Source organism: Ohtaekwangia sp., from assembly GCF_036786105.1.
GTDB lineage: Bacteria > Bacteroidota > Bacteroidia > Cytophagales > Cyclobacteriaceae > Ohtaekwangia.
Genome location: NZ_DAIQRQ010000094.1, coordinates 1 through 12,640, shown reverse-complemented (window position 1 = coordinate 12,640; position 12,640 = coordinate 1). Strand labels below are relative to the sequence as shown.

Here is a 12,640-nt window from a genome sequence, read left to right as displayed (position 1 = left end):
GATAACTTCAGGTACGAATGTGAATATGAATTGAAGGATGGTAAATTGCTATCGATAAATAAATGATTGTAACAATTAAACAGCTAAGCAAATCCTATGGGCAGCAAACTGTCCTTGACCACGTAAGCGTCACTTTACAAGGTGGTAAAATTTACGGCTTAATCGGGAAGAACGGTGTAGGTAAATCTACCTTTCTCAATTGCCTGTCAAACGTCACCAAAGCCAATGTGGAAGAAGTATATTTGAATAATGAAAAGATTAGTTTGTCCGATGCCACTTGGAAAAGAGATGTTGGTTTTGTTTCTGACATGGTGCCGTTAATCGATGAATTTACAATTCAAGAGTATCTTACATTTGTGGGGACAATTTACCGCGTGTCGGAAAGTGATATTTTATTAAGGGCGCAAGAATTATATAATTTCTTTTTTGAAGACCTCTCTCTTTCGGCAAACAAAAAGCATCTAAAGAGTTTTTCCACAGGTATGTTAAAGAAAGCTCAGATTATTAGTTCCGTTATTCATAAACCATCTATACTCTTGCTTGACGAGCCGTTTTCCGGGCTGGATACAGTAACATGCGGAAAGCTTATTTCATTTATTAAATATTACTCCACCCCAGACACCATTATTATTTTCACGACCCACGATATTGAGTATCATAGATCATTAGCGACTGATTTTCTTGTGCTCGATGCTACTCATTTGATCTCTCATTTGGATTTTGAAAGTTTAGATAGCTCATATTTCATTTCTGACATTTCAAACGAACAAATGCAGAACCAACTAAGTTTTAAATCACTTTGAGTTATGTGGAGTATCTTAGTGGTTTACTATAAATTGGCGAAACAATTAAGAAGAAGGAGGGTATCTTTAGATTCTGGCTACCAGCTAATCCTGATTTGTAAATATTTGTGGATTATATTTTCATGGTTGTTAGCGATAGGATTCATCACATTTACGCGAATTGATGAAGAAAATGATTTTTTTAGTTCAATTGACATATCACGGGAGGCCATCGGGTTACGAATAGTTGTTTTGCCGTTGGGCGCACTTGTTGTATATCATTTTATTCCTACTATACGAAAGCAAACCGTTCTTATTCAGAAGCACTATCCTAATACATTATTTGAGCGCTATATATTAAATTTTGTAGTGAATACTTTAAGACTCTCACTAGTAAATATAGTAGGTATCTGGGTCATTTTTTGTATTGGTAATAGTGTCTTGTTTCCTCCATCGATTCTGGTGCATGCTATCCTACAGTTGTTAGCGCTGTCTGTTATCATATTTAACGTTAAGGAATTGTTTTTGTGGGTCGTTCCTAAGATGATCTACTATTTGGGCGTAAACCTTTTATTACTTTTATCACTTGGATATGTGAATCTTTATACAGTCAATGGCTTAATTTTTTATGACATAGCAATTCTGGGTATAAGTATAATTCTTTCGTTTTTAACAGAACATCAAAAGAGTGAACAAAGAGAACAAGGAACGCTACTTACTAATTGCGGGTACGAGCTTTCCATTATTTTTTTGCCGTTCAGAAACAGAGCTACATTTAATGTAATAAAGTTTGTTTTAGCTTTTGAATTGTTGCCATTATTGAGCTATAATTATCTTTCGCTAAATCTTTTTAAAAAAATAATGTATTTAACCATGATGTTACCTCTTACATTGATGACTAATTATGGAAATAATGTATTTGGATTTTCAAAAAGTTTAAGTGCAAATTTATTTTATCGGCCAGTCGATAATAAGAGCTTATTAAAAGTATATATGTATTTGGTGGTGCTCCCATTGGCTGCATGCTATACAATTTCAATGCTCTTTTTTGTTGTCTATTCAAATACTTTTTTTGAAGAGATAATTGGGTACTCTATCGTTTCTGCTATTCTAATATGTACTGGGTTTATATTGTCTACCAGATTCCCTGTTTTAGTAAAAGAATCGTCCTGGTTAAGTAATGGACAGCAATCCAGGAGGTCACTTTTTATTTCTTCGTCCATCACTGCAGTCTGGTTAATTTTAATTCAAGTCTCATCAAGTGTGGCGTTTGCATGCGGACTTGTTTCGGTGATCATAATAATACTTGTTTATTTGAATGGCACAGCCATTAAGCAATCAATTGACTCCTTTAAACAAAAATTGTTGATTTTTTTACGAGGATGATCTTTTCATAAGGTTGGTAGTATTAAGAACTGCCCAATTGCAATTTCCCTTTTACCCATGATGCTAAGAAATTGCGTCAGTTCGGAATCTTTCACTGGAGCAAAACAGAAAAAGCACATGCTGTAATCAACATGTGCTTTCGCTATATAACTTTTCGGTTCTGCTTATCCTATTTCAATCACTACGTCATCTGTAAGCGGGTGACCTACGCAGGTAAGTACATACCCTTCTGCGCGCTCGGACTGTGATAGTCCTTCCTCTTCATCCAGCTTTACCTTACCACTTAAGGCTTTACCGCGGCATGCAGTACACAAACCACTCTGACAGGAATAAGGAAGGTCGATTCCCTGATCGAGTGCACTTTGCAAAATTGTATCCTGCGGAGCAACGGTAACTTTAAATTCCTGTCCATCGTAGCGGATGGTAACTTCGCGCGTCCTGGCTTCGCCGGTAGCGGCAGCAGGTTTATCTTCTTTTTTATCCAGTATACCTTGCACAAAGCTTTCCTTGAAGATCTTCTCCTTCGGAATCTTATGCTCGGCCAACAGTTCATCTACATTTTTCATCATACCTTCAGGGCCGCACATGAGATAAGTTGTTTTCTCAAGCCCCCAATCCGGTATACGTTCAAAAAGTTTTACGAGCATATCATGGTTTAAGAGGCCGGAGTATCCCTGCCAGTTCATCGGAGCATTGTCGAGTACATGTATAACGTGTATACGTCCTTCGTACTTCGTTTGCCATTTATCAAGCTCATCACGGAAGATGATGCTGTCGATATCGCGATTGCAATAGATCAGCGATATAATGCTATCCGGCTCCTGCGATAATATACTCTTGATGATGGACATCATCGGTGTGATGCCGGAACCTCCGGCAAACAGGATCAGGTGGCGCTTCCGTTTAGCGTCAAACTCGGTAGTAAACTGGCCCATTGGCTCCATCACTTTGAGCGTCTGTCCTGGCTTCAGATTGTCGGGCAACCAGTTCGACATCAGTCCCTGGTCCACACGTTTTACGGTAACGGCCAGGTCATCGTCCGTAAAAGGCGAGCTGCATAACGAATAAGCTCTGCGCACTTCTTTCCCCTGCACCGATGTGATCAGTGTAAGGAACTGCCCCGATTTATACTGTATCTTTTTGCCGGTCGGATGCTCAAACACAATCGTCACTGCATCTTTTGTCTCATTCACAATGTCCTTTACCTTCAGATCGTAATAATGCGGTCCGCTGTGTACAGATTCTTCCTTCTTCTCCGATTTCTTAAAAAAACTAAAAGCCATTTCCGTTCGCTGTTATCTATTAATTATTATTTGGTATCAGACATCTCCATCCGATATTTCCATTGGTTACACTTCCTTTTCGACAATCCGGTGCGAAACACCTGGCGGCACAAGCTGCCATCAACCAACAATTATCCATGTTCAGCCTGTATAAACCAAGTTTGCTGCCATATTTACCTGCATAACATAGCAACATCCCCAACGGTTTACAGGTGTAAAAGTAATGAGGAATCTTGTATCGGTAAAGGCTAATTGCTGCGGTAACACCGGATATATGACGTCTGCCGGATACGGTCATCCATACCGGGTTAGCCTCTTAAATCCGGATGCGGTAAAACGACAGGCCAAAGACCAGATTTTGGTGTATGGTTGCAAGCGATTAATTTTGGGCTTTAACACTTAGACCACGTGCAATTAAATCCACTTACCGCCATATCGCCTGTCGATGGCCGCTATTACGAAACTGTTAAACCCTTAGCCCCTTATTTCTCCGAGTTCGGCCTGATGCGCTACCGCGTACAGGTAGAGATCGAATACCTCATCGCGATGTCGGCCACCATACCGGAGCTGGAAGATTTTCCGGTACACATGCTGAGCGACCTGCGCAGGATGTACAAGAATTTTACCGAGCTGCACGCTACGGAGATCAAGATCATCGAGAAAACTACTAACCACGATGTAAAGGCGGTTGAATACTATATCAAACGTGAGTTCGAGCGCATGAAGCTCGATCACTTCAAAGAGTTTATTCACTTTGGTCTTACTTCACAAGACATCAACAACACCGCGATACCGCTGTTACTGAAAGAGTTTATCGAGCGCGAGTACCTCACAACTATCGAGATGCTGCTGAGTAGACTGAATGTACTGGCCATTGAATGGAAAGATATACCCATGCTGGCTTTTACACACGGCCAGCCGGCTTCTCCTACCCGACTGGGCAAAGAAATCATGGTATTTGCAGCGCGTCTTGAAAAACAATTGAATCAACTGAAGAGCGTGCCGCATGCCGCCAAGTTTGGTGGTGCTACCGGTAACTTTAATGCACATGCTGTAGCGTATCCTGCTATCGACTGGAATAAATTTGGCGATGAGTTCTGCCACCACCTTGGCCTGGTGCGCAGTTATCCTACCACACAAATAGAACACTACGATAATCTGGCTGCGCTGTTCGATAACCTGAAACGCATCAACACTATACTTATCGATTTCAGCCGGGATGTATGGCAGTATATATCGATGGAATATTTCAAGCAGCGGATCAAGGAAGGCGAAGTAGGTTCATCGGCCATGCCACACAAGGTAAATCCGATCGACTTCGAAAATGCGGAAGGCAACCTGGGATTTGCCAACGCTATATTTGAATTTCTGTCGGGTAAACTTCCTATATCACGCCTGCAACGCGATCTTACCGACTCTACCGTGCTGCGGAATATAGGTGTTCCGCTCGCCCACACGTATGTGGCGATTCAATCGTTACTCCGTGGACTGAGTAAACTCGAATTGAACAAAGCTGCCATCGACCGCGATCTGAACGAGAACTGGGCGGTAGTAGCAGAAGCTATACAAACCATTCTGCGCAGAGAAGGATATCCGAATCCTTACGAAGCCCTGAAAGCGCTCACACGCAAGAATGAAAAAATCACGCAACAAAGTATAGCAGAGTTCATCGATGGACTCAATATTAAACCGGACCTGAAGAAGCAACTGAAGGAAATCACGCCGTTTACGTATACCGGGATATGATGAAATAGCTGCTGGAGGTGTGGGACTGAGAAATAATGGGTGTGATGGTTCTCAACGTGTAATGGATAGCTTATTTCTGTGATTTCTGTGGAAGCAAAATGCATTTATTTCCCACAGAAATTACAGAATTACACAGATAACTAATAACGGATAGCCGTCCTCGCTCACTCCCTCACCCATCCAGCAGCTTGTAGCCTTGCAGCCTGAAGCTATTCCGTATACAGCAATCGTTTGCTCGCAAAGTCATATAGCGTTAATCTTCGCAGATCGTAGTAGGCAGTCCAGAACGATTTGAGTGCCTGGATATAGCTTCGCTTGGCATCGTCTTTTTCGGTGAGGGCTATATTTAAATTGGTTATATCGATCTTGCCGATGAGGTATCGATTCTGCGCCACGATATACCGCTCAGTCGCCACCTGGTCTGACTTCTTCGTAATCTCAATCTGCAATCGCAGCATTTCAAACTGACGTACCTGCGTCATGATCTCCTGCTCGAAATTTACTTCATCCTGCGCGATGATATAGTCGTTGAGTTTTTTATTGGCGAGTGCCGTGCGCATACGCGAGCGATTGCGCCCCCAGTCGAGCACGGGAACACTCAACGTAAGATTGAACTGCTGCAGTTCAGACGGCTTGGTATATACATCGTTCATCATAAGTCCGTTGTTATTCAACCCGAATGCTGCTGTAAACTCTGTCTGAAAGCGCTGGCCTCGTGCCTGTGCTATTTCACGATCAGCTTCAATGCGTCTTCGTTCAAAAGCTATATAGGCTGCGCGATTCTGCTGCGCCCGTTGCAAGGCTTCCTCTACCGTAACAATAAATTCGGGAATGGATTCCGGAAGTATGAGTGAAAGTTGTTCATCCTGTGTAAGGCCTATATACGTGCGCAACTGCAAGCTTGCTGTCTCCTGGTCGAGCCGGGCCTGTGCAACCGCTTGTCGCGAACGCAGCAACTGCAACTCTACCTGCAATAATTTATCCTGCGAAGTTGTACCAATATTATAGCGGCCCTGTTCTATTTTATAAATGGTATCGTTATTAGCAAGATTGAAGGTGGCGATCTGCAGATTGATCTGTGCCTGCAAAACATTAAAGAAACGATCTACCGCTTCGCGCGATATAAATTCCATTTGTTCTACATATTCGCGCTTTGATTCTTCATAGCGCAGCGGCTCTGTCTTTCGATCCCAACGAAGTTGGTTAAACGAAAAGAGCGGTTGGTTTAACTGCACATTCATTACAGTACCACTCCACTGTTCTGCAAGTGAACTGGCTTCCTTATAGTCGCGAAAATAGCCGAGGCTGCTGTTGGCAGAGATCGTTCCACCCGTCCAGCTGATCGGTTGCTGCAAACTGAGATTTACATTGTTGTTAGTTTGCTGCACGGGTATATATCGAAACGTACCATCCTGCTGCGGTATCTGGTTTACACGTTTATAATAACTGGGCAAGCTTCCATCCAGGCGCAGCTGCGGATTATAGTTGGTCTTATAGTATCGATACTGCCAGTAGCGATTTTCCTTGCGCGTTTCTGCCTGCTTCGAAGCCGGCGACTGCTCTTTGGAACGTGTGATGATGTCTTCCAAAGAAAACGCGCGCTGACTATATACGAATGACGGCACGAGCAACAACAATACAAAAAGAGTTGGTAGAGGAGTTGGTTTATTCATAGCGTAATGATGCAATCGGATCTTGACTTGCTGCTTTGCGTGCCGGTGCTATACCAAATACCAACCCTACTGTAGCGGCCACACCAAAAGATAAAATAATAGAAGTAAAACTGATGATGGTAGGTATACCGGCAAAGCTGGATACCAGGAACGCCAGGGTAACACCGAGTGCTACACCAATAATACCACCGGTAACACTGATCATCATGGCTTCAAAAAGAAATTGCTGTATAACATCGCTCTTTTTGGCACCAATCGATAATCGGAGACCAATCTCCTTGATACGCTCCAACACAGAAGCCAGCATGATATTCATGATGCCGATACCTCCTACCAGCAACGATATACCGGCTATAGCGCCCAACACATAATTGAATATATCGTTGGTTCGCTGTTGTTGTTTCAGCAACATCTCCGGTATCTCTATTTCATAATCAACCACATCGTAATGTCTGCGCTGCAGCAATCGTGAAAGTATCTCCGCTGTGGGTGCGAGCTGATTCGTTTCGTTTACCTGTATTACCAGCCGATCGAGCTGATGGTAATTTTTCTTTTCCTGCTCGTTTTGTGCGGCATCGTTTGTACTCGATATCATTCCACGACTGCGCATGGATTCAAGCCGGAGTTGTTCGCCGGTAATTTTATCGCGGTTCTTATAGCGGATCAACACCGATTGAATAGGAGTATATATATCCATATTGAAATCGCGAATGCCCAGTTTGCTGATGCTGGACTGCGATACAACTCGTTCGCGCAGTACACCCACAATGGTAAGCCAGTGCTGTCCTACTTTTATATTCTTGCCAACAGGGTTTTCCGTTGGAAAGAATTTTGCTTTAATCGAGCTCCCGATAATGCATACCGGTGCCCCCCACTGCTCCTGGTCTTTCGTAAACGACTTACCGTCCTGCAAGCTGAAATTATAGATCGAAAAATATATAGGCTCTACTCCCACCAGCTTGGCCGATCGTCTCAGGCCATTGCGCACCGCATAGGTATCGAGTATAATTTCGGGGCTGATGCTGGCGATACCGGGAATTGTGGTCTTGATATTCTCCACATCGCGCATGGTGAGGCCGGGAGAAAATTTCTTTTTGCCTTTCTGACCAACCTGCTCTTCGATCTTCTCTTCTTTCTGCTCTATGATGGGCTTGATAACAATATTATTTACGCCTACCAGTTTGATCTGATCGAGTATCTCGCGCTGTGCGCCATTACCAATGGCAAGCATGGCGATAACGGCTGCCACACCGAAAATGATGCCGAGCGCTGTAAGCAGCGAACGAACTTTGTTGGAAATAACAGCTCCTATAGCAATGGAGAGATTTGCCAGTACGCGGGGAGAAAACATAGCAGTATAAATTAGTTGGATGCCGTAGGCTGTTTTTTTTCAGGCTTCTTTTCTTCTTCAGGCTGCTGCTCTTCCTTTTTCTTCCGCTTGCCATTCATCTCTTTCAGCAATGCAATTTCATCGTCTTCCATGCCTGCCGGAATGGAGAGATATACCCGGTCATTCTCCTGCAATCCGCCCAGAATTACTACATCGTTGGCATTGGTCTGCCCTACCATTACTTCCTGCTTCACGGTATTTATACCTTCCTTTCGAAATACATAGGTGATCGTATCGGCCTGGCTGTGCAAACATTCGAGGGGTATAAACATGGCATCTTTAATTACGCTGGCAATAATACGGTTGCTGGTAGTCATGGAAGGACGAAGGCTTGGGTCTGTCCCATCGATCTCTACGGCTACTTCAAATACTTTGGCATCGGAGTTTGGGCGTTGCTCGCCTACGTTGGCCACGCGAATAACTTTACCGGTAAGTTTTTTATCCGGATAGGCATCAAGGCCTACCTGTACGTCTTGTCCAGCCTTTACCTTGCGTACGTCTACTTCATTCACATAGGTTTTAGACATCATCTTGGTGAGGTCTGGCAATGTTGCCACGGTTGGCTCCCACATGCTTATTTGCGAGCCCGCCTTGATCGGTTTTCCATCCCAGCCTTTCTCGTAGATCACCATGCCTTCTTCCGGAGCAGTAACGTTAAACGACTCCATTACTTTGGTCATGGAGCTGAACTCGCTCTGTACCTTGCGCAGCTCGGCAGAGACTTCACGCATCTTCTCAACATTCTGCTGCTTCTTGATCTTGTTATTTTCCAACGCCTGTGCATAGGCACGTGAAGCTTTTTCAAAATCAATCTCGTGTTGCTTAATGGTAGCAGGAGGCTCGTACTTGGATTGTTCGAGAATGATCTTCTTCTCTTCCTGGCCATAGCGTAAGTTGATCAGTTCATCGCGCGACTGGCGCATGGTTAATGTAGTATCGAGCTGGGTTTGCACATACTTGGAATTGGCTTTCTCCAGTTCAATCTGTTTTTCATTAAAGCGGTTCTGAAATTCAGAGCGATCGAGTGTCGCGATCCAGTCGCCTTTCTTAACAACGGTGCCTTCGTCTACTATACTTTGAATGGTAACATTCCAGATACGGAAATCGCGAAGCTGTGAGGGGCCGAGTATCTTTACCGAGTTCTTGGCTTCGAGTTCGCCGGTTATTTCGATCTCTACTTTAAATGGGCCGCGTTTTACACTGGCCATTACATCGGCTACTTCACTGGATCGATTGCCTCTAACAACAAAAAAAACGATCAGAAATACTGCCAATGCTCCGCCACCGATAAGAAGCTTTTTCTTCATAGCAGAAGGGGTTATAGGGTTGGGTTAATGAATACTTACTACATCAGGATGGTTCACCAACCTCCTTCACTCCCAACATCACCCGGATCCATCGTTCTATCTATACACTACTCCTGTGTTACTGAATAGTTACAGATATTAGGCCATCGGCTTGTAATTCTACATGAATGGTATAAAACAAACGTGCCGGTAAGTGTTTATTGTCTTACCGGCACTATATATTTTTTCAATTACTGGTTTTCACCTTTTTTTAGGGCCAGCTTGCCTAAGGCTACATCTTTGGTAATCTTGCCGGCATTCAGGTCTTTCAGCACAGAACCTTTTACGCTTACTTCCAGCGATGAAGGTATACCGCAGCCTGCACAGCGGGTAACACGCACCTGGAAGATAAACACTTCATCATCTTTCAGACTCTTGAGCGTTTTACCATACTCCAGCACATTGTCTTTCAGTTCACGCTCAAAGGCGGGGTATAGCTCCACTACTTTTTTGTTGCGTGTCTGCTGATCGACATCTTCCAGGTTAAGCGTAGGCATATCAAAACGTTTATAATCACGCTCATTGCTGCTATACACCTGCATATAATAGATTACACCGTAATCCTTCAGGCGCTCATAATATATATTTTCTTCTGTAAAGTATGTCTTCGACAGATCAGAACGATACAGGCGCGAAAAGATGCTTGACAACAGCTCTAAATCAGGTTCCACGGCATCCACAGACTCCGTATTTACTACTTTTATTTTAGCCAGCGCCTGTGCACGATTCAACTTGCCGGTTTTATACTGCGCTATATCTGACTTCAATGCTTCAACGGACAGGTGCGTACGCTTGGGTGCATTGAAATACTGATTTACCCACATGCGCGGCTGGTTGCCCTGATTGGTAATAACGATGCGCTCCTGCAGACCAAGCTGCGAAATGAGATCGCTATAGTCCAGCAAAAATTCCTTTGCAGCCTCAATCACTTTCAGATTGTAGGAGTCGCGTATACTATCCATATCGGTGCGCGACTTCATTCTGTTCTTTTCTTTTAATTTATACGGTTTGCCATTTACCACGGCCCGGCTCTCGCCTTCTTCATCCTCGCTTCCGCGGATGTCGATCGTGGCAGGTTCCTCGTCACCTTCATAGATAAATACATTGCCTGCATTACCAGTTCCAAGTGTAAATGCAATCGGTGTAGTATAGTCTGCCGGCAACGAGAATGTTACGCCATATCCTGCCTGATAATTTCCTTTTATATCCAGTTGAAAGAACATCCGCTGATTGCCGAATTGTTGTTTGATGAGGGTGCTTAACACATTTTCCGCTACACCAATATCACGGCGCATGCGGTCTTCATCAATCTTCTGCGCCACGGCAGCATGTGCTACAAGCACTACTGCCATCCATCCGCACATCAATACACGAATAATAGATTTCATATACTTAATTAAATTGTTCAGTGGTTACTAATTCTGTTTACATGCAGCTTCGCTGCTTTTTAATACTTCGTCTCTTTGGTTTCCGTTGCTCCTACTGTAGTAATGATGCTGGAAAGTATCTGCTCGGTTTCCTGGCGGAATATATCTGTATTCTGCTCAAGTGCATTCAATCTTGTCTGCACCAGTTGCAGATCGTCCGTACGTTGTTGTTGCAGGTACTTGGCAAAATCTACCAGCAGGTTTTCGATATACTTCTTCTGCTCGGAAGAAGAGAGTTGAAAGTAATTCTTTACTACTTCTGTATTCTGACTTTGTAATGTTGATACAAACTGGCGGATCTGTTCCTGCGAAGCGGTTGATGCTTCTTTTACCAGGCGATCGATCTTACCGGAGTTTGACGCAAGATTGCTTCGGATTGACTGATCCAGTTTTTGTTGCGTCTCTTTCCAACTCGCCTGCATGGCCTGATTATTCTGATCCAGCGATTGGTTGATCATGCTCTGCACATCTGATACAGTAAGTGATGGCGCTGCCACAGATGGAACATCCACCTTCCTGGGCTCACCAAAGCTGATCTTGAATTCATTACCGGAAAGACTCATTTGTGTGCCGGTAAATCTTCCTACCAGCATGATGATGAGTAACGATGCCGCTATACTTGCCACGGTGCGGAACACCGGGGTATTCCAGATAAAGCGTTGTTGACCATTGTCGCCTAAAACGATCGGGGGTGCAATCACTTCTTTATCCTCCACGGCTCCCATCATTTTTCGGAGCTGTTGAAATTTCTCCAGCTCTTTCCGGGCATTGGCATCCGATAGAAGATAGTGCTCCATCTTTTCTTTCTCCGCTCCTTCCAGCTCACCATACAGGTAAGCCATCCAATCCTGTTGATCCGGTTTATAGCTCATAGCCAATCGTATCTTTAGTAATATTTTTTCGTTCCAGAATTTTCTTCAATCCATCCAGGCCATAGTACATCCGCGACTTCACGGTATTCTCCGAAATATTGAGTACTTCGGCTATCTCGCGAAACTTCAATCCTTCGTATTCTTTCATGATCACCACTTCGCGTTGCTCGTCGCTCAGCTCGCACAGTGCCTGCTGCAAAATATCGGAGAGCTCCGACTGCCTGTACTGGCTCTCCGGGTTTGCATACCGCTGCGATGATGACTCCCAGGCAGGCGAATCTTCGGCTTCGCGGTTCCAGACTACATCGAACGAGAGCGACCGGCCTCCCTTCTTTTTGCGTGCTTCCTCGCGACAATAATTAATGGCAATTTTATAGAGCCATGACTTGAACCGGGCAATGTCCTGCAGGCCAGCCAGGCTGCGGCACATGGAGATAAACGTTTTTTGCGATACCTCCATGGCAAGGTCGTGGTCCATAAAAAATTTGTAGCTGAAGTTGTAGATACGCTTGTACCACAACTGCACCAGCTTGCCTTGAGCATTCTGGTCTCCCTGTTTCGCCCGGGCAATAAGGGTGTCAGAATGCATCATCGCGATGTCGAGTAAAGTCTCGGCCATGAGGTCAATTTCGAAGGATTTAAGGCTTTACGCCGTTTCTAAGGTAAAGATGGAGAGTGGGCGGGGAAAGTTTTAACGGGAGAAGTTTTTTTTAGTAAGCTGTGAGCTTTGAGCTA

Annotated in this window: 10 protein-coding genes; 3 read left to right on the top strand and 7 right to left on the bottom strand. The window is 44.1% G+C overall.

The window, feature by feature from the left end; genetic code table 11:
- The first annotated feature begins 62 nt into the window (after nt 1-62).
- Together V7Q33_RS22175 and V7Q33_RS22170 are read left to right on the top strand one after the other, a co-directional pair.
- Entirely contained in the window at nt 63-803 is a 741-nt protein-coding gene (locus tag V7Q33_RS22175; protein WP_333821323.1) for an ABC transporter ATP-binding protein, read from the top strand.
- A 3-nt stretch (nt 804-806) separates the two neighbouring features.
- Nucleotides 807-2,168, top strand: a complete 1,362-nt coding sequence (locus tag V7Q33_RS22170; protein WP_333821322.1) for a hypothetical protein — start codon at nt 807-809, stop codon at nt 2,166-2,168.
- Between the two features lie 164 nt (nt 2,169-2,332).
- On the opposite strand, the gene V7Q33_RS22165 is transcribed toward V7Q33_RS22170, so the two are convergent.
- Nucleotides 2,333-3,451: a ferredoxin--NADP reductase gene (locus V7Q33_RS22165; RefSeq protein WP_331980739.1), complete on the bottom strand. Its 1,119-nt coding sequence runs from the start codon at nt 3,449-3,451 to the stop codon at nt 2,333-2,335.
- 408 nt (nt 3,452-3,859) lie between these two features.
- Here V7Q33_RS22165 and purB point away from each other — a divergent pair, with 408 nt between their 5' ends.
- Nucleotides 3,860-5,197, top strand: a complete 1,338-nt coding sequence (gene purB, locus V7Q33_RS22160) for an adenylosuccinate lyase (protein WP_331980741.1) — start codon at nt 3,860-3,862, stop codon at nt 5,195-5,197.
- Nucleotides 5,198-5,406: 209 nt separating this feature from the next.
- Here purB and V7Q33_RS22155 read toward each other — a convergent pair whose 3' ends face one another.
- The 6 genes from V7Q33_RS22155 to V7Q33_RS22130 all read right to left on the bottom strand — a co-directional run bounded on the left by V7Q33_RS22155 (nt 5,407) and on the right by V7Q33_RS22130 (nt 12,524).
- On the bottom strand, nt 5,407-6,870 hold the full coding sequence (locus V7Q33_RS22155; protein WP_333821321.1) for a TolC family protein: 1,464 nt from the start codon (nt 6,868-6,870) through the stop codon (nt 5,407-5,409).
- Nucleotides 6,863-8,221: an ABC transporter permease gene (locus V7Q33_RS22150; protein WP_333821320.1), complete on the bottom strand. Its 1,359-nt coding sequence runs from the start codon at nt 8,219-8,221 to the stop codon at nt 6,863-6,865. The genes V7Q33_RS22155 and V7Q33_RS22150 overlap by 8 nt, the downstream gene beginning before the upstream one ends.
- 11 nt (nt 8,222-8,232) lie before the next feature.
- Nucleotides 8,233-9,567, bottom strand: a complete 1,335-nt coding sequence (locus V7Q33_RS22145; RefSeq protein ID WP_333821319.1) for an efflux RND transporter periplasmic adaptor subunit — start codon at nt 9,565-9,567, stop codon at nt 8,233-8,235.
- A 230-nt stretch (nt 9,568-9,797) separates the two neighbouring features.
- Complete coding sequence (locus V7Q33_RS22140) at nt 9,798-10,994, bottom strand: hypothetical protein (protein ID WP_333821317.1); 1,197 nt, start codon at nt 10,992-10,994, stop codon at nt 9,798-9,800.
- A 59-nt stretch (nt 10,995-11,053) separates the two neighbouring features.
- Nucleotides 11,054-11,905 carry an anti-sigma factor family protein gene (locus V7Q33_RS22135; RefSeq protein WP_333821316.1) on the bottom strand — a complete coding sequence of 284 codons (852 nt, stop codon included), beginning with the start codon at nt 11,903-11,905 and terminating at the stop codon, nt 11,054-11,056.
- On the bottom strand, nt 11,895-12,524 hold the full coding sequence (locus V7Q33_RS22130; RefSeq protein ID WP_333821315.1) for an RNA polymerase sigma factor: 630 nt from the start codon (nt 12,522-12,524) through the stop codon (nt 11,895-11,897). Before V7Q33_RS22130 ends, V7Q33_RS22135 begins: the two co-directional genes overlap by 11 nt.
- Nucleotides 12,525-12,640 lie beyond the last annotated feature (116 nt).

Coding starts and splice junctions, on each gene's coding strand:
- V7Q33_RS22140 (WP_333821317.1), bottom strand. CDS start 10,994: ATGAAATCTATTATTCGTGTATTGATGTGCGGATGGATGGCAGTAGTG.
- V7Q33_RS22150 (WP_333821320.1), bottom strand. CDS start 8,221: ATGTTTTCTCCCCGCGTACTGGCAAATCTCTCCATTGCTATAGGAGCT.
- V7Q33_RS22145 (WP_333821319.1), bottom strand. CDS start 9,567: ATGAAGAAAAAGCTTCTTATCGGTGGCGGAGCATTGGCAGTATTTCTG.
- V7Q33_RS22135 (WP_333821316.1), bottom strand. CDS start 11,905: ATGAGCTATAAACCGGATCAACAGGATTGGATGGCTTACCTGTATGGT.
- V7Q33_RS22175 (WP_333821323.1), top strand. CDS start 63: ATGATTGTAACAATTAAACAGCTAAGCAAATCCTATGGGCAGCAAACT.
- V7Q33_RS22130 (WP_333821315.1), bottom strand. CDS start 12,524: ATGGCCGAGACTTTACTCGACATCGCGATGATGCATTCTGACACCCTT.
- V7Q33_RS22165 (WP_331980739.1), bottom strand. CDS start 3,451: ATGGCTTTTAGTTTTTTTAAGAAATCGGAGAAGAAGGAAGAATCTGTA.
- V7Q33_RS22155 (WP_333821321.1), bottom strand. CDS start 6,870: ATGAATAAACCAACTCCTCTACCAACTCTTTTTGTATTGTTGTTGCTC.
- V7Q33_RS22170 (WP_333821322.1), top strand. CDS start 807: ATGTGGAGTATCTTAGTGGTTTACTATAAATTGGCGAAACAATTAAGA.